The organism is Turicibacter sp. GALT-G1 (genome assembly GCF_025594995.1).
Classification (GTDB): domain Bacteria; phylum Bacillota_I; class Bacilli_A; order MOL361; family Turicibacteraceae; genus Turicibacter; species Turicibacter bilis.
On record NZ_JAMQUS010000008.1, the window covers coordinates 156,132 to 182,436 of the forward strand.

Annotated in this window: 29 protein-coding genes and 1 tRNA gene; 2 read left to right on the plus strand and 28 right to left on the minus strand. The window is 34.1% G+C overall.

Features of this window, described 5'->3' with window-relative positions:
- Positions 1-205: 205 nt before the first annotated feature.
- Complete coding sequence (locus NEH74_RS02275; protein ID WP_055245150.1) at positions 206-475, minus strand: hypothetical protein; 270 nt, start codon at positions 473-475, stop codon at positions 206-208.
- Positions 476-952: 477 nt separating this feature from the next.
- Between NEH74_RS02275 and NEH74_RS02280 the strand changes: the two genes are divergently transcribed.
- Entirely contained in the window at positions 953-1,606 is a 654-nt protein-coding gene (locus NEH74_RS02280; protein ID WP_055304463.1) for a M48 family metallopeptidase, read from the plus strand.
- 73 nt (positions 1,607-1,679) lie between these two features.
- On the opposite strand, the gene NEH74_RS02285 is transcribed toward NEH74_RS02280, so the two are convergent.
- From NEH74_RS02285 to NEH74_RS02315, 7 genes are all read right to left on the minus strand, one after another.
- Positions 1,680-1,756, minus strand: a tRNA-Arg gene (locus NEH74_RS02285).
- A 152-nt stretch (positions 1,757-1,908) separates the two neighbouring features.
- Positions 1,909-2,682, minus strand: a complete 774-nt coding sequence (locus tag NEH74_RS02290; RefSeq protein WP_055304465.1) for an SDR family NAD(P)-dependent oxidoreductase — start codon at positions 2,680-2,682, stop codon at positions 1,909-1,911.
- A gap of 84 nt (positions 2,683-2,766) precedes the next feature.
- The gene (rnc, locus tag NEH74_RS02295) at positions 2,767-3,477 is read right to left on the minus strand and encodes a ribonuclease III (protein WP_055245039.1); all 711 of its coding nucleotides are present in this window, start codon (positions 3,475-3,477) and stop codon (positions 2,767-2,769) included.
- 126 nt (positions 3,478-3,603) lie between these two features.
- Entirely contained in the window at positions 3,604-4,602 is a 999-nt protein-coding gene (gene plsX, locus NEH74_RS02300; RefSeq protein WP_055245037.1) for a phosphate acyltransferase PlsX, read from the minus strand.
- Between the two features lie 78 nt (positions 4,603-4,680).
- Positions 4,681-6,726 carry an ATP-dependent DNA helicase RecG gene (recG, locus tag NEH74_RS02305; RefSeq protein ID WP_055274832.1) on the minus strand — a complete coding sequence of 682 codons (2,046 nt, stop codon included), beginning with the start codon at positions 6,724-6,726 and terminating at the stop codon, positions 4,681-4,683.
- A gap of 133 nt (positions 6,727-6,859) precedes the next feature.
- A complete protein-coding gene (locus NEH74_RS02310; protein ID WP_055304467.1) occupies positions 6,860-8,497 on the minus strand; it encodes a DAK2 domain-containing protein in 1,638 nt (545 codons plus the stop codon).
- Positions 8,498-8,511: 14 nt separating this feature from the next.
- Positions 8,512-8,877 carry an Asp23/Gls24 family envelope stress response protein gene (locus NEH74_RS02315; RefSeq protein WP_055245032.1) on the minus strand — a complete coding sequence of 122 codons (366 nt, stop codon included), beginning with the start codon at positions 8,875-8,877 and terminating at the stop codon, positions 8,512-8,514.
- Between the two features lie 213 nt (positions 8,878-9,090).
- On the opposite strand from NEH74_RS02315, the gene rpmB reads away from it, so the two are divergent.
- Positions 9,091-9,282: a 50S ribosomal protein L28 gene (gene rpmB / locus NEH74_RS02320; protein WP_055245030.1), complete on the plus strand. Its 192-nt coding sequence runs from the start codon at positions 9,091-9,093 to the stop codon at positions 9,280-9,282.
- A 408-nt stretch (positions 9,283-9,690) separates the two neighbouring features.
- Here rpmB and NEH74_RS02325 read toward each other — a convergent pair whose 3' ends face one another.
- The 20 genes from NEH74_RS02325 to NEH74_RS02415 form a co-directional block, all read right to left on the minus strand.
- Positions 9,691-10,074, minus strand: a complete 384-nt coding sequence (locus NEH74_RS02325; protein WP_055245028.1) for an SHOCT-like domain-containing protein — start codon at positions 10,072-10,074, stop codon at positions 9,691-9,693.
- 27 nt (positions 10,075-10,101) lie between these two features.
- Complete coding sequence (locus NEH74_RS02330) at positions 10,102-10,482, minus strand: hypothetical protein (RefSeq protein ID WP_055245026.1); 381 nt, start codon at positions 10,480-10,482, stop codon at positions 10,102-10,104.
- A gap of 15 nt (positions 10,483-10,497) precedes the next feature.
- The gene (locus NEH74_RS02335) at positions 10,498-10,860 is read right to left on the minus strand and encodes a DUF2089 domain-containing protein (protein ID WP_055274829.1); all 363 of its coding nucleotides are present in this window, start codon (positions 10,858-10,860) and stop codon (positions 10,498-10,500) included.
- A gap of 11 nt (positions 10,861-10,871) precedes the next feature.
- Positions 10,872-11,246 (minus strand): hypothetical protein, encoded by a 375-nt coding sequence (locus NEH74_RS02340; RefSeq protein WP_055304471.1) that lies wholly within the window; start codon positions 11,244-11,246, stop codon positions 10,872-10,874.
- Positions 11,247-11,542: 296 nt separating this feature from the next.
- The gene (gene spoVM / locus NEH74_RS13665) at positions 11,543-11,623 is read right to left on the minus strand and encodes a stage V sporulation protein SpoVM (protein ID WP_070099811.1); all 81 of its coding nucleotides are present in this window, start codon (positions 11,621-11,623) and stop codon (positions 11,543-11,545) included.
- A gap of 75 nt (positions 11,624-11,698) precedes the next feature.
- Entirely contained in the window at positions 11,699-12,328 is a 630-nt protein-coding gene (locus NEH74_RS02345) for a thiamine diphosphokinase (protein ID WP_055274827.1), read from the minus strand.
- A 5-nt stretch (positions 12,329-12,333) separates the two neighbouring features.
- Positions 12,334-12,978: a ribulose-phosphate 3-epimerase gene (gene rpe / locus NEH74_RS02350; protein WP_055242127.1), complete on the minus strand. Its 645-nt coding sequence runs from the start codon at positions 12,976-12,978 to the stop codon at positions 12,334-12,336.
- Positions 12,979-12,998: 20 nt separating this feature from the next.
- Complete coding sequence (rsgA, locus tag NEH74_RS02355; RefSeq protein ID WP_055242125.1) at positions 12,999-13,886, minus strand: ribosome small subunit-dependent GTPase A; 888 nt, start codon at positions 13,884-13,886, stop codon at positions 12,999-13,001.
- Positions 13,887-13,937: 51 nt separating this feature from the next.
- Positions 13,938-15,242, minus strand: coding sequence for a Stk1 family PASTA domain-containing Ser/Thr kinase (pknB, locus tag NEH74_RS02360; protein WP_082704855.1), 1,305 nt, complete (start codon positions 15,240-15,242; stop codon positions 13,938-13,940).
- A complete protein-coding gene (locus NEH74_RS02365) occupies positions 15,239-15,991 on the minus strand; it encodes a Stp1/IreP family PP2C-type Ser/Thr phosphatase (RefSeq protein ID WP_055274823.1) in 753 nt (250 codons plus the stop codon). Before NEH74_RS02365 ends, pknB begins: the two co-directional genes overlap by 4 nt.
- Before the next feature lies 1 nt (position 15,992).
- Entirely contained in the window at positions 15,993-17,033 is a 1,041-nt protein-coding gene (gene rlmN, locus NEH74_RS02370) for a 23S rRNA (adenine(2503)-C(2))-methyltransferase RlmN (RefSeq protein ID WP_055242121.1), read from the minus strand.
- 230 nt (positions 17,034-17,263) lie between these two features.
- On the minus strand, positions 17,264-18,595 hold the full coding sequence (gene rsmB, locus NEH74_RS02375) for a 16S rRNA (cytosine(967)-C(5))-methyltransferase RsmB (RefSeq protein WP_055305958.1): 1,332 nt from the start codon (positions 18,593-18,595) through the stop codon (positions 17,264-17,266).
- Between the two features lie 179 nt (positions 18,596-18,774).
- On the minus strand, positions 18,775-19,656 hold the full coding sequence (locus NEH74_RS02380) for a YitT family protein (RefSeq protein ID WP_055274818.1): 882 nt from the start codon (positions 19,654-19,656) through the stop codon (positions 18,775-18,777).
- 211 nt (positions 19,657-19,867) lie between these two features.
- On the minus strand, positions 19,868-20,050 hold the full coding sequence (locus tag NEH74_RS02385; RefSeq protein ID WP_055242115.1) for a sporulation protein Cse60: 183 nt from the start codon (positions 20,048-20,050) through the stop codon (positions 19,868-19,870).
- Between the two features lie 72 nt (positions 20,051-20,122).
- Positions 20,123-20,995, minus strand: coding sequence for a YitT family protein (locus NEH74_RS02390; RefSeq protein ID WP_055305957.1), 873 nt, complete (start codon positions 20,993-20,995; stop codon positions 20,123-20,125).
- 43 nt (positions 20,996-21,038) lie between these two features.
- On the minus strand, positions 21,039-21,905 hold the full coding sequence (locus NEH74_RS02395) for a S1 RNA-binding domain-containing protein (RefSeq protein WP_055274816.1): 867 nt from the start codon (positions 21,903-21,905) through the stop codon (positions 21,039-21,041).
- A 715-nt stretch (positions 21,906-22,620) separates the two neighbouring features.
- Positions 22,621-23,091: a hypothetical protein gene (locus NEH74_RS02400; RefSeq protein ID WP_055242109.1), complete on the minus strand. Its 471-nt coding sequence runs from the start codon at positions 23,089-23,091 to the stop codon at positions 22,621-22,623.
- Positions 23,092-23,212: 121 nt separating this feature from the next.
- A complete protein-coding gene (locus NEH74_RS02405; RefSeq protein ID WP_055305955.1) occupies positions 23,213-24,097 on the minus strand; it encodes a TraX family protein in 885 nt (294 codons plus the stop codon).
- A gap of 100 nt (positions 24,098-24,197) precedes the next feature.
- Complete coding sequence (locus NEH74_RS02410; protein ID WP_055305954.1) at positions 24,198-25,436, minus strand: FprA family A-type flavoprotein; 1,239 nt, start codon at positions 25,434-25,436, stop codon at positions 24,198-24,200.
- A 134-nt stretch (positions 25,437-25,570) separates the two neighbouring features.
- Positions 25,571-25,948, minus strand: a complete 378-nt coding sequence (locus tag NEH74_RS02415) for a VOC family protein (protein WP_055305953.1) — start codon at positions 25,946-25,948, stop codon at positions 25,571-25,573.
- Between the last annotated feature and the right edge of the window lie 357 nt (positions 25,949-26,305).

A 26,305-nucleotide genomic window follows, 5' to 3' on the forward strand; every position in this document is an offset into this window, starting at 1 on the left:
AAAGCGTTTCTATCTTAGGATTTGATTGTAATAGGAGAAATAAAAAGTTTTATCTTTTTTAGGTTGTGTTTTAAATAAATGTTGAGGTTTAAAACCATTGATATTAACTACTATATATCTTGTAGTTATCGAACAATGATGTAAGTAAATTAGTATGTTTTAAAGAAATATCAACACGCTTCTAAAACAGAGCCTTTGTATTTAATTAGCGGCGCTTTGACTTATCGTTGCCTTTAGCTTCTTTTTTAACCAATAACGCCTCCATTTTAGTTTTAATTTGATGATAACTCACAGGATCAAATAATAAATCATTCCAAATTTTCACCTGGTTATCACGCATTCCTGCAATGACCTGTTCATAATTTGGACGTACAACGACTGCAACGCCTTCTTTCTTTTTAATTTCTACTGTGACTACCTCTTTTTGTCTAGTTTCGAATTGTTTAACAGAACCATTGTTAGTATCTTTCCACATATTTCTCTCTCCCTTTGCTTATACAATTTAAAATACATCTGATGCGACTATCATTTTCGTATTGGCAGAATGCCCTGCGTCACATTAAACTGTATGCTTAGATGAATGAAATATGCAAAAAAATTAAGCTATGCACTTACTTTTTTAAAGCACATGAATCACCATACTCACTTATCCAAAACACTCGACATTTTCCCAGGAAATATCTATAAAAACGACTACTATTTTCACATTTAAAAGAATACTTATTTTTTTAGCAATTGCATTCCCCACATCAATATTTAATCGTCCCCATACAAACAATATAGCCCTTCCTTAATCAGATGTTATTACATGACGTTGATCTATCTTCTTAAGCGTCTAAATAAAAGCAATGAATTTTTTACTCACGAATGTTAAGAAGTTTGAATAAACGGTCATCTTTTTTTCATTTGTGTTATAATAAAACAAAAGATTAAAGAGTAATGGAGTAATAAGATGCAAATTATTATTAATGAGGTGCCAATTTATTTTGAGGTTCAATTTTCAAAACGTTCAAAAATAAACTTAGATGTCAGCCCAGAAGGATATCTGACATTAAAAGTTCCGACTAAAACAAGTGAAGATGAAATTATGACCTATATGAAATCTCAATCAAAGTTTTTATTAAATCTTCAAGAAAAATTAAACAATCGAAAATATATTTCAAATCAAAAATCATATGATAATGAAGAATTATTTTTATATTTAGGAAAAGGATTCCCACTTCATAAATTACTAGATGAAATTCCTGAAACAGAAGTCGAAATTCAATCCCAACTGAAGAAATTATATACGAAAAAGACAAAACAGTATGTAAAGAAACGTGTCACTCATTTCGAAAAAATCATTGGCGTCAAAGCTAAATCAATTACCGTTGTTGACTCCCCTCGCACATGGGGAACTTGTAATTCAAACAAAGATTTAACGTTTAATTACAAGCTTTCAATGGCTCCAACCAACGTCATTGATTACGTCGTCATTCATGAGCTTTGTCACATTCACCATATGAATCATGACCGTTCATTCTGGCGTAAAGTAGGAATGTATGACCCTAATTATAAACAACACCAAGCTTACCTTGAAAAATTCGGTGGTGTTATGACCATCTAAATGTAAAAAGCACTTTAGAATACTCTAAAGTGCTTTTTATCTATGATATAGCCATGGGCTATAAAAATCAAAATGGCGCGCCTGGCAGGAGTCGAACCCACAACCCTCTGATCCGAAGTCAGATGCTCTATCCAATTGAGCTACAAGCGCTAATTTAATATTTGCGACTATTTAAGTTTAACATAACTTTTTTCATTTTACAATATATTCCTTTTGATTTTTATCACTATTAAAAACTTAAGCTTATTCCATACCTAAATTCTAATAATCTTAATGAAAAAAATCGTCGAAATGACGATTTTTTATTTTTTCTTTAGTTGTGTGTTATAGACAATTTGACATCCTAGCTTTCTTGGAATGAAGCGATTGAAGAAGAGTAACACTCGGTTAGAAAGACCTGGAACAATTAAAGTCTGTCCTTTCATCAACTCTTGATACGCATACTCTGCGACTTCTTTTGCCGTTGGAACTTTTAATATTGACTTTGCTACTTTAATGTCTGCTTTTTGTTGAAACTCTGTATCAACTGGTCCTGGACAAAGCACACTCACTACAACCTTTGATTGTTTTGCTTCTAGTTCTTTTGCAATCGCTTCTGTTAACTGCAAGACATATCCCTTACTCGCATAATAGGTTGCCATTAATGGACCTGATTGAAACGCAGCAGTCGAGGCGACATTCAATAGATATCCTTCATCTTGACGGACAAAGTCTTTTAAAAACAGCTTACTTAAATAATGAACACTTTTAATATTTAAATCAATCATATTAAATTCATCTTCAATATCAAGATTTAAAAATTCACCATATAAGCCATAACCCGCATTATTAATTAATCCTACAACGTGATAACTTTGACAATTTTCATGCAACTGTTTTAAACTGCTAAGATCAGATAAATCAGCTGGCATTATGATGACCTCGCGTAGATAGTTAGATTCAATCTTTGCTTTTATTTGTTTAAGTCGATCTACTCGTCTAGCTACAATGATAAGATCATGTCCTTGTTGAGCTAAAACATCACACATTGCTTCTCCAATTCCTGATGAAGCACCCGTTACAATGAAATAAGACATAGTCGCCTCCTCCTTATAAAAGAAAAAGAAGAAAGCAAAACCATATTTTAAACAAATAGAGTTTTGCATTCTTCCTTCATGAGATTATTTTTTCTCACATGATTTTGCTAAAATTTCGATAGCTCCCTTAGCTGCCTGTTGTTCAGCCTCTTTCTTTGTTTTACCGATTCCACGACCTAATGTGATGCCATCTAATAAAACGATCGCCTCGAATGAACGATTATGGGCTGGACCTGTTTCAGAGACAATACGATATTCGATTGCCTTTTTAGAGTCAGCCTGTACAAGTTCTTGCAAGGTACTTTTATAATCAAAGACTTGTGTGACTTCACCTTTTTGATAAGCTTTATGGATAATCGTATGAACAAATGAATACACGGTATCCATTCCTAAATCAAGATACATCGCACCGATAAATGCTTCAAATGCATCCGCTAAGACAGTTGGACGTTCACGTCCACCTGAATTTTCTTCACCACGACCAAGCAACATTAGCTTTCCTAAATTTAAATTACGCGCGTAAGACTCTAGAGACGGCTCACAGACTAATTGGGCACGAATTTTAGTCATTTCCCCTTCAGATAACGCAGGTTTTAAATTAAATAAGTAATTCGATACCGTCAACTCTAAGACTGCATCTCCTAAATATTCAAGACGTTCATTATCCTCAATTTTTAGGTGACGATGTTCATTGACGTATGATGAATGTGTAAATGCTTGACAATAACGGTCAAGTTGTTTAAATGGGATCTTATTTTCTTTTAAAAACTCCGTTAATTGATCTAAATACGCCATGTGTTTTCACCTCCATTCAAAGACCAAATAATTATAACCCTTTTCCTGTTATTTCACAAGTGATTCAAGCTAAGACGACGTGTTTCGACGAAAATAGATGATATTTTCGCCGAAATCATTCACTCATTACTCTGCTTTTAATGCCTGACTAATTTTTGCTACGACATCTTTAGATACCGTTTCGCGTGCCTGACGAATCGCATTCATTAACGCAATTGAATCTGATGATCCATGTGCTTTAATAACTGGCGCTGAAACTCCTAATAAAATTCCACCACCAACTTCTGATGCATCCATACGCTTTTTAATACGGGCAAACGCTGGCTTTAATAATAAAGCTCCAATTTTACCTCGAGTGGATGACATTAATTCTTCTTTAATTAATGATAATAACGATTTAGACGTTCCCTCTACTGATTTTAAAGCGATGTTTCCAGAATAGCCATCTGCTACAATGATATCCACTTCACCTGCAATCATCGTTTTCCCTTCCATATTCCCAACAAAGTTGATCGTTGGATCCGCTGCGATTAAGGCGAATGCTTCTTTTTGTAAGTCAGTTCCTTTTCCATCTTCAGTTCCAATATTTAAAAGCGCAACTGTAGGATTTTCAATATTCATCACTTCACGTGCATAAATAGAAGCGATTTTAGCATTTTGATATAAATATTGAGGTTTGGCGTCACTTGTTGCTCCCGCATCACATAAAATAGTATATTTATTTTCTTTGATCGTTGGCATCACTGGTGCTAAAGCTGGACGCTCGACTTCTTTTAAACGTTTAACGACTAATGTTCCCGCTGCAATTAATGCTCCTGTTGCTCCAGCTGAAACGACGGCATCAATATCACCTGTTTTCGCATCTTTACACGCACGAACCATTGATGAATCTTTAAATTTACGAATCGCCATCGCAGGATCTTTAACGTCCATCGGAATGACTTGCTCACAATGAACAATTTTAATACGGTCATGTGGTTCTTTCATAAACTTTTGAATTTCTGATTCAATTCCATATAAGCTAATTTCAATATCATCAAATTTTTCAACAGCAGCATAGGCACCTAAGACAGTTTGTTCTGGCGCAAAATCGCCACCCATGGCATCTAATCCGATTTTAATCATGTATTTGTTCACCTATCTCTTCTATTTTATTTCACTAATTACCATTATAAACTATTTTATAACAGAAAGAATACTATTTTAATCAAATTGGTGCATTTCATTGGCAACAGTCTCTTGAATATAATCACGAAGTCCTAAGAATTCATTATTATGATGGAACTCATCTGAACTCACAAGATGATAAGCATCCTGCATCGCAACTTCTAGAATTTTATAGTCTTCAACGAGATCTGCCATTTTAAAGACTGGCGCACCTGATTGTTTTTCACCAAAGAAATCCCCTGGTCCACGAAGTTTTAAATCCGCCTCTGCAATTTCAAATCCATCGGTTGTTCCTGTCATAATTTTTAAACGCTCTAAACTCTGCTCATTTTTAATATCACTCATGAGTAAACAATAAGCTTGCTGACTTCCACGACCGACACGCCCTCTTAACTGATGAAGCTGTGAAAGTCCAAATCGGTGTGCATCATAAATCAACATTAAGTTCGCATTTGGAACGTTTACCCCAACTTCAATCACCGTTGTCGAGATTAAAATTTGCGAACGATTCGCGACAAAATCTTCCATGACGGCATCTTTTTCAGCTTGTGATAAACGTCCATGCATTAATCCAACTTTTGCTTTCCCCTCAAAATGATGTTGCCATAAATGATACACTTCAACGGCATTTTGAACGTCCATCGCTTCCGATTCTTCAATGAGTGGCGTAATAACGTAAGCTTGTTGCCCTTGATCTAAAATCGTTTCTTGAATAAATCCAAGTGCACGATCGAGTTTGGAGCTATCGATCAAGAACGTTTCCACCGGTTTACGACCTTGTGGCAATTGGTTAATAATCGAGACATCCATATCTCCAAATGCTGAAATCGCAAGTGTACGTGGAATAGGTGTTGCTGTCATCATTAAAACATCAACAAAGTCCCCTTTTTCACGCAACATCTTTCGCTGATTAACCCCAAATCGGTGCTGTTCATCCGTAATAACAAGTCCAAGTTGCTTAAAGATGACATCCTGTTGGATAATGGCGTGCGTTCCGATAATTAAATGAATCTCACCACTCGCTAGTTGCTCTAAAATTTCTCGTCGGCGTTTCCCTTTAACCGAGCTACTTAAAAACTCAATTTTAAACGCCGGATAAGGCTTAAAGAGTTCTAAGAGTGATTTATAATGCTGTTGTCCTAAAATCTCTGTCGGCACCATTAACGCCGTCTGATACCCAGATAGCATAACCATTAATAAACTAATCGCCGCGACGACTGTTTTCCCTGATCCAACGTCCCCTTGTAATAAACGATTCATGCGACTTCCCGAACGCAAATCTTGTTTAATATCTTCTAATACTTTTTTCTGAGCATCCGTAAGCGTAAATGGCAGTCGATTCATAAATTCAATAACTTGGTGTTCATCAAAAATCTTCTCTGCTCCTTGGCGCTCACTTTTCGTTTGATAACGTAAATATTGGATTTTCAATTGAAATTTTAATAATTCTTCATATTTAACACGTCGTTGAACTTGTCGTACTTGCTCTTTATTTTCCGGAAAGTGTGAAAACAATATCGCATCTTCATAAGAAATGAGACGATACTGTTGTCTGAGTTGAAGCGGGAGGTCATCACGTAATTGCATCGCATACTGATCATAGGCCTCTTTTACAATCTTTTTGAACGTTTTAAGTGGAACTTCTTTTAGGGAATAGACCGGTTCAATCCCTCGTCCATCTGCTGTACCCATTTTTATATCAGTAGCAGTAATCACTTTACGTCCGAGATCCCATTTACCTGTCACGGTAATCAATGTATCTAGCTTTAATTGATTTTTTAAGAAAGTACGGTTAAAAACAACGACTTTCACAACCTCATGATTCACTAACACATTAAACGTCATACGTGCTTTCATTTTTCCATAGTATTGAACTTGGCAAGCTGTAATAACTTTCCCTTCAACTGTAATTTTTTCTTCATGCATGGCGCGATGAATGTCAATTAACTCAAAGTTTTCATAACGATAAGGAAAATACTCCAGTAAATCTTTCACACTTACAATTTTTAATTGATGTAATTTTTCAAGCAGCGAAGGACCTACCCCTTTTATTTTTTCAACAGGAATACTTGCTAGTGACATTTCATCACGCCCTTTCAACTATTTTTTAAATGATTTGGTGAACAAGTGTTCTCTAATTGATATTTTAGCATAAACAGTTTAGGCATTCAAAGCATAAAAAAGATGTGAGGTGAAACCTCACATCTTTTGTAAATTATTCTACTGAGATAATGTATGAGTAAACAGGTTGTTGACCGTCGAAGATTGTAACTTCAACGTCATCGTATTTATTTTCGATGTATTCAGCTAATTCATCTGCTTCATCTTCATCGACACCCTCACCGTATAGGATTGTGACGATTTCACTATCTTCATCAATCATTTTATCCACTAAAGCACAAGCACTTTCGAAACGCTCTGGAACAGACACGATAATATCCTTATCTAAAATTCCGATAAAGTCGTTTTCTTTAATGTCTACACCGTTCATTTGTGTATCACGAACTGCATATGTCACTTGTCCAGATTTCACTTCTGTAATCGCCTGATTCATCTCTTCTATATTATCTTCTACTGATGCATGTTCATTAAACATCATTAAAGCTGTGTATCCTTGTGGGATTGTTTTTGATGGGACAACAACGACATTAACATCTTCCGTTACTTGAGCGGCTTGATTAGCTGCCATAATGATATTACTGTTGTTTGGTAAGATAATAATATTTTTAGCATTTAACTCATCAATAGCTTTTAAGAAGTCTTCTGTTGAAGGGTTCATTGTTTGTCCACCTTCAATCACATAATGGCATCCTTGCTCTTCAAATAAATGCTTAATTCCTTCTCCCGCTACCACTGAAATAATTCCATATTCAGCTTGTTCACGTTTCGCTGGTTCTGATTGTGGTGCATTTTGACCAATAATTTCATTATGTTGTTCCGTCATATTTTCAATTTTTAACTTCACGAATTCACCGTGTTTTTGTGCTAAGTTTAACGCATCACCTGGTGTTAATGTATGAACATGTACTTTAACGATATCTTCATCTTGTACCACAACAATTGAGTTTCCTAATTTCTCTAAACGTCCACGGAAGACATCTTCTTTAAATGGTGTACGTTCTTCATCTAAACGGATGATAAACTCTGTACAATATCCAAATTCTACCTCATCACTCGATAAAGCTGTTTGTGCAGATTCTCCTGTTGCTTCTGTTTGAGCTTCTAAAACAATTGTTTCTCCTTTTAACGCTTTTAAGAATCCTTCAAAAATATAAAGTAATCCTTGTCCACCACTATCAACAACACCAACTTCTTTTAAAACTGGTAATAATTCTGGTGTACGATTTAATGAAATTTGCATTTCATTTACTACTAAATCATATAAATCAACAATTGTTTCAACTGTTTCATATTTTGCACCAGCTGCTTCAGCAGATTCACGAGCAACGGTTAAAATTGTTCCTTCAATAGGCTTCATAACAGCTTTGTATGCTGTTTTAACTCCACTTTCTAAGGCTTTAGCAATATCTTCAATATCCGCTTCGTCTTTCCCCTCAAGACCTGTTGCAAATCCTCTAAATAATTGTGATAAAATAACACCTGAGTTTCCACGTGCACCCATTAATAAACCACGTGATAAAACTTTTGCAACTTTTCCAATTGAAGCTTCTTCTAAAGAAACTAATTCTTTAGCTCCAGCCGTCATCGTCATACTCATATTCGTCCCTGTATCACCATCTGGAACAGGGAATACGTTAAGCTGGTCTACATATTTAGATCTGTTCGCTAAGTTGTTAGCTCCATTAATTACCATTTGTTTAAATACGATACCATTAATCTGTTTCAACGACATGAATAATACTCCTCCTAGCGATCTAACCCTTTAACTCCTTGTACAAACACATTAACTTCTTTAACATGTTCTCCGAAAGTTTTTTCGATCACATATTGAACTTTTTTCTGAATTTCAAAACATACTTCTGAAACTTTAATTCCGATTCCGACAATTACATATAAGTCTACAATCAGTTTATTATTTTCATCTGCGCGCAGTGTAACACCTTTACTATAGTTTTCTTTTCCTAAAACAACAGCTAAACCATCTTTAACTAAATTCTTTGAAGCCATCCCGACAACACCATAACATTCTGTTGTTGCATTTCCAATGACTGTTGAAAGGGCATCTCTTGAAATGTCAATTCGACCATATTCATTTTTAATTTGGACTGTCATATGTGACAAACCTCCCTCATCGCTATATTCTTACTTTCAATTTTACTATATATTATACACATTGACAAATATAAAATGTCATCTAGAAGTTGTAAAACCGCCTTAACATGACTATTCTCTGCATTTCTTTCAAAAAAACTTGCTAATCCACAAAAAGTATGATAAATTAATAGGAGTCTTAGATAAGAATGTGAAGTAAGGAGGTTTTTACTAATGGCTCGTGTTTGTACAGTAACTGGACGTCGTACTAAAACTGGAAACGCTCGTTCACACGCAATGAACGCTTCAAAACGTACTTGGAAGTCTAACGTTCAAAAAGTTAAAATCTTAGTTAACGGTAAACCTAAAAAAGTATACGTTTCTGCTCGCGCATTAAAATCAGGAAAAGTAGAACGCGTTTATTAATAACATAAAAAAGGTTATCTCTTCGGAGGTAACCTTTTTTATGTTATTAAATAATTTTTCATATCAATCTTTATTGACTCAAACATAAAACTTATACAAATGGCCGGCCACTTCATTAGGTGCAAAAACATACAACTTTAATTTGTTAAGCCTTTATCATTGCACAGCTTCTGCAATGAGATACCGGAATTACCAGCGAAAGATAGAGATAGCAAGCAAATATTTTCTCTTGTTGAGAAAGTAAACAATTAAACAAATTATTTACATTTTTACAACTTCTACTTCTTCTTAGTCCACATTTTGATTTTTTTCATGGGCCTATTCGTATATAGCTTTTGATGCATAACGATGAAGTTCCTCATTATCTTCTCATTTTAAGGATGATTACTTCATCTCTCTCTTCTCTCTTTAGTCAATCCAAATTCGAATTTTAGCATCTTTCGTATCAATCGTCATTAGATCTCCCATTACCTCTGAATCAATCAGTGCTAAAATTTCTTCAATATCTAGATTAACATTTTCACCGACTTTAGCATTTAATTGCTTTTGAACAATTCCCATTTTTAGAACGGCTTTAGCTAAATTTAATGGAAAATTAATTTGAACTGTTTCTTTTTCTCCCTCTTCCGTCGATAATATGTCTAATCTTAAGAATCGTCCTATCGGGTGTGAATTTACTCGGGCCACTTTTTGTTCAGATTTTTGCATAGCTTGAATCAGTTTCTGACCTTCCTCCGATGTAATGACACCACTTTCTATCATTTTTAATACTCGTATTAATTCTTCACTCATTTTAATCATCCTTTCTAGCTAAAATCATTAATCAATCCAGATTCGTACATTTACTGAATTACGATCAATAGTTATTAAATCACCAATGGAATCTAGATTAAGCAAATCTATCATCTCATCTAAATCCGGTTCAATTCCAGTTCTAGTCTGCGCCTTAATTTGTTTTTGAATAAATCCCATTTTTAAAACAGACCTTGCAAGATTAAGAGGAATATTGATTTCAATGACTTCTTCTTCTTTGTCATGGCTGTCTACATTAATGTGTAAAAAACGTCCCGTCATCCCCTGATTCACCTCATTAACTTTTCGATGTGCTGTATCAATCACCTTGATCAACGCTTGACCATCTTCTGACGTAATAACACCACTTTCTATCATTTTTAAAATCTTTCCTAACTCATCACCCATATAAACTCCCCCTCTTTATCGTTTTAAGCACTCAGTTGCCTCCTCAACAGTGATATCCCCTCGTTCAAGCTGAGATAAACTATCTTGTTTATCGATTGTTTCTTGTCCTGTTGTAAACCCTAATCCTTGAATTGTTTGATCAAGCATTCGTCTAACGGTTGGATAAGAGATTCCAAGTTCACGTTCAACCTCCTTAATATTCCCACGATTTTTAATAAAGACTATGGCAAAATTTAATAGTTCCTTATCTAAATAACAAAATTCATTTAATGTGTATTGACCATTAATTTGTGTTTTACATCCTTGGCACGTCAATTGTGTAACTAAAAGTCGTTTATAGCAAATAGGACAATGTCCCAACACTTCGTACTGTTTCACCTAAACCCTCCTTACTTTGTCATAATTTTAATAACCGTATTTTTAGACTTCACATTAATAAACTCAAGTGGTGGATACTCCTTCATAATCTTCAGCACTTCTTCTAAGTTTACTAAAATAGTCTGTATCTCTTCTTTACTAAACTTCCCATTAATAGCCTCTTGATCAAACTTAATAAAAGGAGCACATAATCTAAAAAAACTTTTAATCAATCCAAATGAAACTGCCGGCAAATATATTCTCTTCCCATTATCGACAATAAATAATTTAATCTTCTTAGAACGATGCTTTTGTCGCCGTTTTGATTCTCTTTCAATCTCTTTAATTGCTTGCTGAACTGTCAGACGTCCGTCTTCGATTTTCTCTAAAACATAAAGATATGACACTTTAAGCTTCTCTCCTTTCAATTCCTACGTCTCTACATTACCATTATACTCCACGAATCTAAAAATCCAACTCCATAATTAATAATATTAATATATAAATTAATATTATTTAAAAAAACAATATATTTTTTGAAAAATAATTAGTTTTAAATAACTGTTACTGTTTTATATCATTCAATCGTTATTCTAATTCAATGAGCACAAAATAATTTTCAAGCTAATTTAATATGATATCCCCCGTCCTTAAAACAAAGACAATAATAAAAAATAGTTGCCGAATAAATCGACAACTATTTTTAATGTTTTTTAAAGATGTTCATAATACCTACAACAATTGCACTGATCCATTTTGGTAATTTAATCGTATAAAATCTCATCTTATCCGCTCCCCTATTCAAGGATATTAATTACTGTACACTATATGTCCTCATGGAAAAAGATATGACTACAACTTAATCACGACTAAATATCATTAATAAATAACCACTATCAAACGAGACAAAAAAGCTAGATTCAGTTGTCTCATTACTAATGCAACGAATATCATCCTGTGTTAACTCATAATTCGTTAATGGATATTTTAAACGATTTAACGTTAGATTAGTTACCGTTGACTCTAAGGCAAAAAATGAAATATAGGGCAAGCCTGGATGATTGATTTCATGCTGACCTGAGGCTAACACCATTAAGTGATTTCTTTCATCCACTAATGTAATCGGTAAGCCTTTTTTAGCAAACTGAAGTAATAAGCGAATATTAGCTAAGCTATGATCGATTCGTCCACCTAATGATCCATAAATCCGAACATCAGTTGCTTCTTTCGTCATCGCTACATTCAAAGCCACTTCAGTATCCGTTTCATCTTTTTCACTTGGTAATTGAACAAGTTCCAACGCAGAATCTTTAATTTTAGCAAACTCAGATTCCGTCACTGAATCAAAATCTCCAATGGCGATATCCGGACAAATTCCATGCTCTACTAAAGTTAAAGCTCCTCGATCGACTCCAATCACGAAGCTCGCTTTAATATGTTCTAAATCTAACCACGCATTTGGTGCTCCGCTAATAATCGCAATTTTCATTCAAATTACCCCTTAATTTTTTGAATGGCTAATTGACGGTCTACTGCATTAAACACAGCTGATCCAGCAACTACCACATCTGCCCCAGCTTCTTCACATAAGCGGGCTGTTTCCTCGTTAACTCCACCATCAACTTCAATCACATAAGATAAGTTTTGTTCTTGACGCCACTGATTTAATGTCGCAATTTTATTTAATGAATCCGGAATAAAGGTTTGACCTCCGAATCCTGGATTAACTGACATAATTAAAATCCAATCTACCTCTTGTAAAACATGTTTAATCATTTCAAGTGGTGTATGCGGATTTAAAACGACTCCACACTGCATCTCATATTGCTTAATTAATTGTAACGTACGATGTAAATGACGGCATGCCTCTACATGAACTGTAATAATATCTGCTCCCGCCTCTTTAAAATCTTTAATATATTGATCCGGATTTTCAATCATTAAATGAACATCAAATGGCAACTCTGTATGAGGACGTAAACATTTCACAATCCCTGGACCTAATGTAATATTAGGGACGAAATGACCATCCATCACATCAATATGAATATAATCCGCTCCTAGTGAATCAACACATTTTACTTCTTCTGCTAATTTTGAGAAATCAGCAGCTAAAATTGATGGTGCAATTTTCAACATCTTTCCTACTCCTTCATGTCTTAATACTTCGGTTTACGAGTTTTAATTTCTGTTAAGAACTGTAAGTAGTTCTCATATCGGGTTGGGATGATTTCTCCTGCCTCCACAGCCGATTTGACAGCACAACGAGGTTCATTTTCATGCAAGCAACCTCTGAACTTACACTGCTCTGAACGCTCATAGAATTCGATAAAGCATTGTGATAAATCGATAGGTTCTAATTGATCTAAATCTAAAGAACTAAATCCTGGTGTATCTGCGATTAAGCCTTCGCTTAACTTATGTAATTCAACATGTCGGGTTGTATGTTTTCCGCGTCCTAGTGCTTTTGAAATTTCATTAACCTGAATATCTAATGTATGATCGATTGAGTTAAGTAATGACGATTTTCCTACTCCTGATTGACCGCAAATCACAACAATACGATCTTTAATTAAATCACTAATCGATTCTAATCCAAATTGTCGTTTAGATGAGGTCTCAATGACTTCATAACCAATTTCACGGTAATAATTAATCGTTGGTTCAATTGATTGTTTCTCTTCTTCACTCAATAAATCCATCTTCGTTAGCACAATAACAGGTTCAATGCGATTCATTTCAATAACAGCTAAAAAACGATCTAACAACTTCGGACTGAAGTCGGGTTCTTTCACTGAAAAAACAACTAATGCTAAATCTACATTAGCAATAGGTGGGCGCACTAATTCATTTTTTCGAGGGCCGATTTCCATCACATAACCATTTCCATCAGATTCAACTAAAAACTCAACTTCATCTCCTACTAACGGAGTAATTTTCTGTTTACGAAATAATCCTCGACTTCGACATTGAATCATTTCTTTACTTTCTAAATCTTCAACGTAATAAAACCCACTTAAGGCTTTTAAAATAATTCCCTTTTTCAAATTATCACCTACTAAATGATCAGGTTCACTCATCATTTTCTTTATTGTCTATTATTCTTGTCTCGTTGAAGATGATTTTTCTGGAGTCTTTGCGACATATAACGTAACACTAGACTTCACTTTTACGCGTGTTCCGATAGCCGGTGATGTTTTAAATACATCACCATCTTCATAATTCTCATCTTCAATATAAATGACTTTTGCATATTTAAGTCCGATGTCTTTTAATTCCTTTTCTGCCTCTGTCACTGTCATCGTTGAAACATCTGGAACATAAACTTCAGCGACTTTATGAGTTGCAGGTCGATAGATAATGACATAATAAAGCGTGATGGCACAAATTAAGAAAACAGTGAAAGAGACTAATAAAGCTGAGTTTAAAAAGTCAAATTTCTTTCCTTTTCGTCCTTTACGCTTTTTCTTTGATTTCTTAGCCATTTCTTCTGATACCTCCTTCTTCAGGTCAGACATCACCATCGTTTTTTCAAGTGCCTCATCTTTTATACTTTCACTTAGAAGAGGCTCATCGACACGCTCAGTTGTTAACGCTGAGTTTAAATCAATTAATAATTCATCAACACTGTGGTATCGATCGCTTGGTAGCTTGCAGGTACAACGACTAATAATGTTATCTAAACTATTCGGTAATTCCTCTTTGACTAGCTTGATTGAAGGCATTTCTGCTTCTAAATGTTGAAGGGCAATATTAACCGCACCTTCTCCTTTAAAAGGCACATCTCCCGTTAATAATTCATATAAAATAATTCCTAACGCATAAATATCTGAGCGCTCAGTTGCTAAATTTCCACGTGCTAATTCCGGTGCTAAATAATGAACCGAACCCATAATCGTGTTCGTTTGTGTCATATCTGCCTCATTACTTGAAAGAGCAATTCCGAAATCAGTAATTTTTACAACTTGATCATCAGTAATCATAATATTTTGCGATTTAAGATCGCGATGAATGATATTGTTTTGATGAGCATATAAAACCCCCTCAGCTAATTGTGTCATAATATGAATCACTGTTTGAGGTTCTAACGCTCCATGTTCACGTAAATAATCTTTCAATGTTTTTCCTTTAACATATTCCATGACAATAAACGGCTGTTGCTTATAATCACCAACTGTATAAACATGAACGATGTTCGGATGATCCAAATTAATCACTTGTGCTGATTCACGTTTAAATCGTTTAATGAAACGTTCATCTTTTGAAAGCTCATATCGTAACATTTTAATCGCTACATGTCGTTTTAGTGTACGGTCATACGCTAAATAAACATTAGCCATTCCACCATCACCAATTAGCATCTTAATGTCATAGCGCGAATTAATCGTTGTTCCGATAATCATAAAGAGTCACTCCCTTCGAGGCGTTCGCATAAAGCCACTGATATATTATCTTTTCCTCCATTACGATTCGCCACTTCAATCAGTAAATTTACTTTTTCTTCTGTTGACGTTTGTTTGCTTAAAATAGCAAGAATCTCTTGATCATCTACCATCGATGTTAACCCGTCTGTACAAAGTAAGATGGCATCTAATTGATAATGCTCTAACACAAGATAATCAAATTTCAATTCTTTATTCACCCCAAGAGCATTCATAATAATATTACGATGTGGATGATTTTTTGCTTCTTGTTCAGATAGTTTTCCTTCTTCGACTAGTTTACGAACGAAGGTATGATCCTTTGTAATCTGTCTTAATTGGTGATGGGATAAAAGATAAGCTCGACTATCCCCAATATGTGCAAATGCGATAAAAGACTTAGTCATCACAGTTACAATAGCTGTCGTTCCCATTCCATGTGAGATATGATGATCTTCAATATACGTCAAGATATCTTGATTTACTTGATGTAAAATCTTCTTTAACCATTTTCTCAATATTTCTGAGTCATCAAATGTTAAGTCCTCATTAAAGTATTGCTCGATTGTTTTTAATACCATGGCACTTGCGACTTCTCCCGCTTCATGCCCTCCCATGCCATCGGCTACTACAATAATTGAGCAATGTTGATTTTTATAAATTTTAACAGCATCTTCGTTATGTGGTCGGATTTTTCCGACATCAGTCTTATAACACATCTGGTCAAACATTCTATAAAGCCCCCTCTTTAGCTCTTAACTGTCCACAAGCCGCGTCGATGTCACTTCCTAACTCGCGTCGAACAGTTGCATTAATCCCACGTTTTTTTAATGTCTTCTCAAATTGTTCAATATGTTCAATTGGTGTACGATCAAACCCACGTTCCGGTACATAATTCACCGGAATTAAATTGACGTGACAATTCATTCCTTTTAATAAGTCCGCTAATTTTGTTGCACATTCTACTGTATCATTGACATTTTTAATTAATCCATATTCAAAAGTGATACGACGATGTGTTTTATTTACATAAAACTTCGCCGCTTCCATTAACTTTTCTAATGGATAAGCACGGTTAATTGGCATTAATTGCGTACGCAATTCATCGGTTGGTGCATGTAATGAAATCGCAAATGAAACTTGAGGATGATGCTCGGCAAAATCATAAATTTTCGGAACAATCCCACTTGTTGAAACAGTAATATGACGTGCTCCAATATTTAACCCTTTATCATCATTAATAATATTAATGAATCGAGTTAAATTATCATAATTTTCAAATGGTTCTCCAATTCCCATCACAACAATATGACTAACACGACCTTCTGTTTCATCTAAGTATTGTTGAACACGTAAAACTTGTGCTACAATTTCCCCTGCCTCTAAATTACGTTTTAAGCCGCTTAAGGTAGAAGCACAGAACTTACATCCAATGCGGCACCCAACTTGTGTCGTCACACAAACAGAATAACCATAGTTGTGACGCATTAACACCGTTTCAATTAAGTTTCCATCTGCTAATTCAAATAAAAACTTTGTTGTTCCATCACTTGCGATTTGTTTTTTACGTTCTGATAAGGTTGTGAAATCAAATGTTTCACTTAATAAATGTTTTAAATCTTTCGGTAAATTACTCATCTCATCAATTGATGGCACACGTTTTTTATATAACCAATCAAAAATTTGTTTCGCACGAAACTTTGGTTGGTTATTGGCTACTAACCAATTCTGCCAATCTTCAATATTTAAACTAAAAATGGATTTAAACTCCATATTAGCACCACCATTTCTACTAAATTCGTTAAAGTCATTGCTGTGTCAGTCATCTATCTATATAGAAACAGATCAATCATTTACATTGCCTAACTCAAAGTTATAGTCTTAAACTATCCTAAACTAAGGCTAACGCCAGAAATAATCACGTTTACCGATGTAAAAAAACGACTGTTTCTTCTATATATTATCCTGCTAAAACACAGATTCTCATGCAATCATTTCTGAAATTAAGCTTGGCGCTTTAAGCAAGCAATAAAGAAACCATCTGTTTGATAATCACCTGGGAATAATTGAACCATTCCATTTTTCGTTTGCTCGTGTAAAACCTCTGGAAGTCGATTGACTAATGTTGGATCGAGTTCATATTCTGGATGTTGTGCTAGGAATTGCTCAACCATTTTGTCATTTTCTTTACGATTTACGGTACATGTACTATAAACCAGTGTTCCCCCTACTTTAACTAATGGGGCAACTGTATTTAAAATTTTCTTTTGAATCATCATGATTTCATCTAAATCCGAAGGTTGTTTCGTAATTTTAACTTCTGGATGACGTCTTAAAATACCTAATCCTGAACATGGAGCATCAACTAAAACGGCATCAAAGCTATCTGACTCATAACGTTCATTTAAAGTTGTTGCATCTTGCAATGTCGCTACGACGTTTGTTAACCCTAAACGTTTCACATTATCTTCGATTAATTTAATTTTATGCTCATAAACGTCATGGGCATAAACCGTTCCTGTTTGACGCATTAACTCTGCTACATGTGTCGTTTTTCCACCAGGTGCTGAGCATGTATCTAATACTTTCGAATGATGTTTTGGTTTTAACGCACGTGCGACTAGCATTGACGATTCATCTTGAACATAGAACCATCCTTGCTCAAAATCCTTCGTCTTAATCACATTACCTTTTAAAATAACTAGTGCATCTTGGCTCAAATTACCATACTCACATGTGATGCCTTCCGATTCAAGTTTTTGCTTTAATTCTTCACGTGTTCCACGAACACCATTGACACGAATCGTCACATTGACACGCTCATTATTAGCACGAGCCATCTGAATCGTTTTTTCCCAACCGAATTGCTTACTCCACAATTTAATCAACCAAAGTGGATGTGACGTTTCAACCGCCAAACGCTCCGCCTCATCTTTAATCGTATCAAGACTTGGCAATGGGGTACGTGTCAGTTCACGTAAAATAGCATTCACTAATTTGCCATTAAATTGCCCTCCACGTTTTTTAGCAATCTTAACCGCTTCAGAGATTGCTGCGTGTTCTGGGACACTATCTAAAAATAACATTTGATATAGGGTCATTTGAATTAAAATACGAACCCATGCTTTGACTTTTCCGTTAAAGAAGGGTGTCACATAAAAATTCAATAACTGTTCATGTTGTAATGTTCCATAAACCAATTCAGTCATGAAATTTTTATCTTGAACTGTTAACTCATTTTTTTCAATTTGTTCACTTAAAGCATGATTACTATAAGCTCCATCTATTAAAATATCGGTTAACGTCTGCAATGCCAATTCGCGGGCATTTGCCATAATACCACTCCGTTCTCCTGTTTACCTGATGTATGTATAGTGATGTCATTTTATATTATAACATAATCTGCCTACTTTCATCTGTCATTTCACACAATTCTCCCCTAAATTCATCAGTCTTTCCTCATTGATTGAGAAATTTTAAAAAAGTTGCTTCTAAATTAGAAGCAACTTTTTGATTATTGTGTTTTATCAACAATTTTACGCCCGAAGTTCCCTTGAACTTGTGAACTTTGTAAGACGTTCGTAAACGAGTTTGGATCGACCTCATTTAATAATTGTAAAGCAATATATAATTCATAGCTTGAAACAACCATCATTAATAAACTACGATTTTGATGCGTGTAAGCTCCCTCCGCATTAATAATAGTAATCCCACGACCTAATCGACTTTGTAAAGTTGAAATCACCTCATCTTGCTTATTTGTGACAATAAACACTGTATAGCTTTGATGTGGAGTATGAATACGGTCAATAATTTGCATTTGAACAAAGATTAATAAAATCGTATATAATGCAATTTCCCATCCATCAACACATCCTGCAATTGCAATAATCACACAGTTTACAGCAAATGAGTATTGACCAAATGACCCTTGCGTTCTCATGGATAAAATTTGTGATAAAATATCAAGTCCTCCAGTTGAACCGCCATACTTTAAGATCGTTCCACTACCTAAAGCATAAATCATTCCACCAACAACGATATTTAATAACACATCATCAGAAAAAGAAATTTCTGGAACAATATTCAAACCTAACGTCATCAGTGTTACCGTATATAGCGTATGATAGGTGAAACGTTTCCCAATAAACTTATATGAAATTAGTAATAACGGGATGTTAATTGACCAAATAAGCATTCCGAGATTAATCTTAATCCCCCATGCACTATAAAGGAATCGACTAATTAACTGAGAAATCCCTGTGACCCCACCTACATATAACCCCGATGGATTGATAAACCAGTTAATTCCAATGGAGAATAGTAAAATCCCAACCGAAATCATTGCTAAACTTTTAAATTCTTTTTTCAAATGTTCTGCCTTAATAATACCCATTACTAAATTCCTCCACTTCCGTTTTTCATGAAGCTTTCTCTCTATTAAAACGGAATCTTTGATTTAATTCTTGAGAAATTATAACATGTTTTCTCCCGACAGGAAACTAAAAAATTGTTACTATTTTGTGTACATCCACATACAATTTATCCCATGATTTTAGAGGTAATTATTCCATGAAAAAAAGCACCTAAAAAAAGGTACTTTTTGTCTATGCTTCATAAATAATCATAGCCGAATAACTATAAACCTGTCCCTCTGTATCACTGAAGTGAGAGATAGAGTATTTAATATCTATGACCGATTGATAAGGTAATGTTTTTAAAAATTCATTGACGACACTTTCTAAATCTAGCTCATGTTCTTCATCAAAACATTTCACTTGAACGGACATTCTGTCTCCCTCCTATCACATTAAAGACAGAATACCATTAGAAGCTTTGAATTTTTGTCAAAAAACAGAAATCTATTTAATTTCTTTTTTAACAAAGTATCCTTGAACCATTTCACTTTGCACTACATTTGTAAAGGCTTGCTCATCTACCATTTTAATAACAGCAAGAGCCTCATATAATTCATAGCTTGATAAAACCATCATTAAAACACTTTTATCATTTTTACTATAAGCACCGCGTCCTTCTAAAATTGTAATCCCTCGATATAACTGTTGTTGAAGCGATTTAATCATCTCATCTTCTTTACTCGTTACAATATATAACGTTAAGTTTTGATGAACAGTATGAATTTTATCAATAACAACAGATGTGATATAAATCGAGATGATGGTATATAATGCCGTTTCCCATCCTTGTGTAAGTCCTGCAATCAAAATGATAATCGCATTAATCGCAAATGAATATTTTCCAAATGAACCATTAAATTTCATTGAAAGATATTGGAAGACAATGTCTGTTCCACCAGTTGATGCACCAATTTTTAAAATCATTCCTACACCAACACCGATTAACACCCCACCAAATACAGCGTTTAGTAAAATATCATCAGAGAATTTTCCCATGGGAACTAATTCTAAAATGATGGATTGCAACACAACTGTTAAAATACTTAAGACAGCAAATCGTTTTCCAATTGAACGCCACGCTAAATATAAAAGTGGCACATTCAATAAGAAAATTAATCCACCTAAACTTAATTGAATCCCAAATGCAGAAGAAGCAAAGGCTATTATTAACTGCGCAATCCCTGTCACTCCACCTGTATATAGATTAGCAGGCGAAATAAACATATTCATCGCTAACACATATAAAAATACCCCTATAATCATAATCCCTAAGTTCTTCAGTTTAATTGAAACTTGTTCATTTTTTAAAATATTCATCTGTTCCACACTCCTTCTCTGATGTCCTGATGAATAATTAGACTTATTCGTTTGAATCTGTGTCTTCTTTTAAATAAGTCCATCCATCTTCTTGATAAACTTTTCCCTCTTTCATTAAACGCCCTAATGCACGCTTAAATGAGGCCTTACTCATTTTAAAGACACGACGAATATCGTCTGGTTCTGATTTATCATAAAACGGCATCGCCCCACGACGTCCCATTAAATATTCTAAAATAATGTCTGAGTCTTCCACAATCGCAAATTCCTTTTGTGGAATTAATGACATATTAAATTCACCATTATCTTTTACACGTACGACACGTCCCTCAACTACTTCTCCAAGACGTGGTTCTTCACGACGTTCACTTTCATGAATGAATCCCATGTATCCTTCTTCTGTAATGACGTTTGTTCCGATTTTACCTGTACGAATTACACGCGCTTTTACCTTTTTACCATGTAATGATTGTGGCGCCTCCTCTTTAACTCCGCCAAACTCTTGTGGGCGAGCTAAGATTGCAAATAAGTAGTTTGATTGTGATTCTTTTAAATAACAATACACATAATCTCCGACTTGTGGCCATAATGATTCGAAAATTGGTAAGTCTGATGGTGCGATTAAAATGTTTTTGTTAATTCCGATATCAACAAAAACTCCTAAATCTTTACGCACATCTACTACTTCAACCCAACCGAATTCTTCTGTTGTCACTGCTGGCTCTTGCATCGTTGCTGTTAAACGTTTTTTTGCATCATAATAAACGAAGACTTCGATTGTTTCTCCAACTTCGATAGGATGCGTTACTTCTGCTTGATGTAAGAAGAACTCTTCACCATCTAGCATTAATGTATAACCAAGTGGCGTCTGACGCTCCACTTTCATTTCATGAAATTTTCCTGCTAACATTTCATCACTTACTTTCCTTTTAAAGTCAATATATTATAACATGCACCAAAATTCATGAAAAGTGGAAATTGCTTTTTCACTCTATTTAATCGTTTTATGTATCAAATCACATATAATTTTATTATCACCGACGTTACTTAAATCAATCCATCTTTTTCTTATTTTTTAAATTTGAACATCTACTCATTAAATATTCATTTTTAAAAAAACATTTACCGTCATGAGCAGGAAAAAATAAAAGATCAACCCTACCTAACTAAAACCAAAGATTTCTACTCATTCAAACACGATGACAAATCTATATAGAAACAGAAACCTTTTCTACATTTAATATAGCAACTCAAATATATGATAGTCATACCGTGAGTCACCTGCCATGCGAAGCATGTTTCCTCCATTGGTAGGGAATGCAAGGCAGACTATCGTCCAGGGGTCACCTAGCAGCTTCACTTGTGAAACAATCCACCATTGCTAGGGAATGGGTCACCTGGCAGATTGTCGAAGACAATCTAATCCTCAACTGCTAGGGATTTAAAATTTTTTACAATGTAAAAAACTTATCTGGACTTATATATCGAAGCATAAAGTCATGAAAACTGTATGACTTTGCAACATTCATTTTATGTTTATAGCGATTCGGATGAACGTTAATCTGCTCATATTAAAAGCCTTAGAAACTCCTAAAGGGTTCTTAAGGCTTTTTTTCTCTTTCAAATTAAGCAACGAAGTCTTCCTTTTCAACTTGTTCCATAATAAATAATAAATCAGCTTCAACTCGCTCATAACGGCGATGATACGTTAATAATTTATCATTTAAATCAACCGTTAAACTTTTTAACTTTTGAAGATATAAAAATAACTGTTCATTTCCAGTCTTAAGTGGTAATCGTTCCACATGAGCTTCTAATTCATACACTTTTGCTTCCCACTCTTTAATACTCATGGTTGATTGTTTTAAACTTTTTTGTGTATGATGCTGTAAATCCTCAAGTTTTTTATACAATGAAGCTTCTAAATAACCATATTGTTGCCACTCTGAACCTAATGACAATAAAATTGAACGGATACGTAATAAATTTTTTAAGTGTTTCGAGACATGATAAGAGGCAAAAAAGCCATCCTCATATAACACTTTTGCTAACATGAAATTTTTCTTATATGCCTTTTTAATATTCATTCTCGCCATAACCAACACCACCTTTTACTAAAACTTAAGTAAATTATAATATATTTTTAGTAAAAAATACACTATTTTACATGAATAAAAATCTTATATCAAAAAAAACTCACCAGCCTTCGCTAATGAGTTATAATATATTCTTCAAAATAACAATCATTAAACTTAAAATAAAAAGGTGAAGAGGATAAAAAGCATAAAAGAAATATTTATTCAGCTTTATTGATCCTTTCTCTCCATTGTATTTCGAAATTGGCCATAAGGCAGCAAGACAGAACAATTGAGCAACACACTGTAAATACACTAAAACTTGTAGAATCATTCCAAACCCATCGGTCGTCACAAAGCCATATCCATCATGAATAAAAGATGAAACAGAGGACCACATGCCAATCGATTGACCATATAATAATAAATTAAGGACAACCAACATAATACTCATACGAGTTTTATTTTCAAAAAAGAGATACATCATAAAAATGGTGAGAATTCCATAAAGGTCATAGTCTGTTCTTAAATTTGCAGCTATTAAGCCTATGAGAATAATAAATAATCCCCCTATAAATTTAAATCCTTGATCTTTAGAGATATTATCATATCCCCAAATGGCTAATAAACCTAAAGCCAAGGTGAAAAAGACATTTTGGTGAGTGAATTCTAACCATCTCCCTGAAATAGCAATATCAAAAAATGGCTCGGAAATCAAAGCAAAAATACTTAATCTTAATAAATATTTTTTCCGATTACGCGTGTGATAGAACCCATTGACAACCAAAAAAGCAAAGATTGGAAATGAGATTCGTCCAACTAAACGCATGATCACCATCATTCCTTCAAGCGCAATAAACGTGGTCATATTTTCAGTATATCCTTGTAAAAAAGGGATGATAATTGCACCAATATGATCAATTAACATCGTGACTAGAGCGATTATTTTTAATTGTGAGGCATCTAATCCTTTTTTCTTTTCAATCACACAACCTTGACTGGTATCTAACTGATTTCCTAATTCCATTCAAGCACCCTCTCTTCCAAAATTTTCTTAAATTATAACATGAATCACTCAAAATAACCACTATAAAAAAGACAGTCGTATTTGACTGTCTTTTAAATAACTAATCTAAATCACAAACTAAACGTCCTTCTAATAAACTACGTCCAATTGTTTTTCCAAGTGTTAATACGTCAGCTAATTTTTCTTCATCAGGTTTAAAGCATAGCTTAACCGGTTCAACCATTTTTAATTTTAATTGGGTTAAACGGGCATGAACATTATCCACCGCTTCTCCACTCCATCCATATGAACCGAAGGCTGCACCAAATTTTCCACCATGAGTCACTGGATTCATTCCTGTTAAGACATCCCAAACGATTGGCACTGCATCTTTATTCACAGTTGTTGCTCCGATAGCAATTGCATCAGCTGCATATAAATCCGCAAATAATTGTTCTTTTACCTCTGGGAAGCTCTTAATATCTAAATCGTATAAACGAACTGTGACATTCGGGTTAACCATTACGATTCCTTCTTTAACTGTCTCAGCCATAATCTTTGTATATCCATAAGCTGATGTAAATGGAATTACCACTAATTTTTCTGCTGAGAAATCTTCCGTTGACCATTCTTTATAAATATTGATAATTTCTTCAATGCGTGCATCTAATACCGGTCCATGTCCAGGGCAAATCATCTTAACATTTAATCCTGAAAGAGTCGCAATTGCTTTTAACACATACGTTTTAAATGGTGCGAAGATTGGATTATAATAGTTTAATAATGCATCCATGTAATCGTCATTTTTTTCTACTGGTAATTTTGACATTAATACATCATCAAATGCATAATGGCTACCAAATGAGTCACATGTAAATAAAATTTCTTCTTCTACTAAATAACTATAAATAGTATCTGGCCAATGTAAGTTTGGTGCTGAGATGAATTTTAATGTACGCCCACCTAAATCTAATACATCATTCATTTTTACAGCTTGTGATTTAAAATCAATATTCACAATGTTACGTAAATAACGAATAGCTACGGCTGAAGCAATAACCGTAATATTTGGATTTAATTTGATTAATTTTTCAATTGATCCTGCATGATCAGGCTCTGTATGATGAACGATGATATAGTCGATTTTATCAATTGAAACATGTTTTTGAATTTTTTGAAGATAGTCTTCAAAATAAGGCGCTTTCACTGTATCAAATAACGCAACCTTGTCTTCTCCTTTTACAAAATAAGAATTATATGATGTTCCATATTTTGTTTCCATAACAACGTCAAACACTTCAAGATCGTGATCTTGAATCCCTAACCAGTAAACATTTTCAACTAGCTTCAAACTCTCCATTAACTGATCTCTCCTTTAGAAAATTGCGAAGTATTTTATATAGTTTTTTTACCTTTAAAGTTTAACATACTATCCTTTTTATTCCCAATAATATGCACTTTAATTTTAAACATTATTATGTTTTAAATTTATTTCTACTCATGTAACTCTAGTGGTAGACCATCTGGGTCTCTAAAAAAGACGAATCTTGTATTAGTATATTCATCTAGACGAATCTCTTCAGTCTCAATTCCTTTATCTTTTAACATGTTAACAGCTGCTTCTATATCATCTACTTTAAAACAAAGGTGTCTTAATCCACATGCTTCTGGATAAGATGGACGCTTTGGACTATTTGGAAATGAGAATAGCTCAATTTCACTGTCTCCAATTTTTAAATCTAATTTATACGAATTACGGTCGATACGATAATTTTCTCGAATCACTTCAAAACCTAAGACATTCACATAAAAAGATTTCGATACCTCATAATTAGAAGCAATAATCGCAACATGATGAATATTTTTAAACATTAATCTCCCCCCTCTTTTATCTATCATTTTACTAGCTTTACTCCAAAAAAACAAACGCTACCTTAAATGATAAATAAGAAATCATCATTTTTATAAATCATAAAAATTTACTGTTTCTATTATTAGCCTATGTGATAAACATTTAATGAGTTTAAGACTTATACCTTCAATAAATAAGCTTCATGTGTGACTATATATAAGCCGAAATATCTTTCAAATTTTTTGAATAATACATAGTTCTTAAGGCTTTTTGATACTCGGTCACCTACCATGCGAAGCATTAATCCTCAAGTAGCAGTGTATAAGAAATCCTACAGTCTAATTAAATTTTTTTACGATATGACGAATTGTCAATAC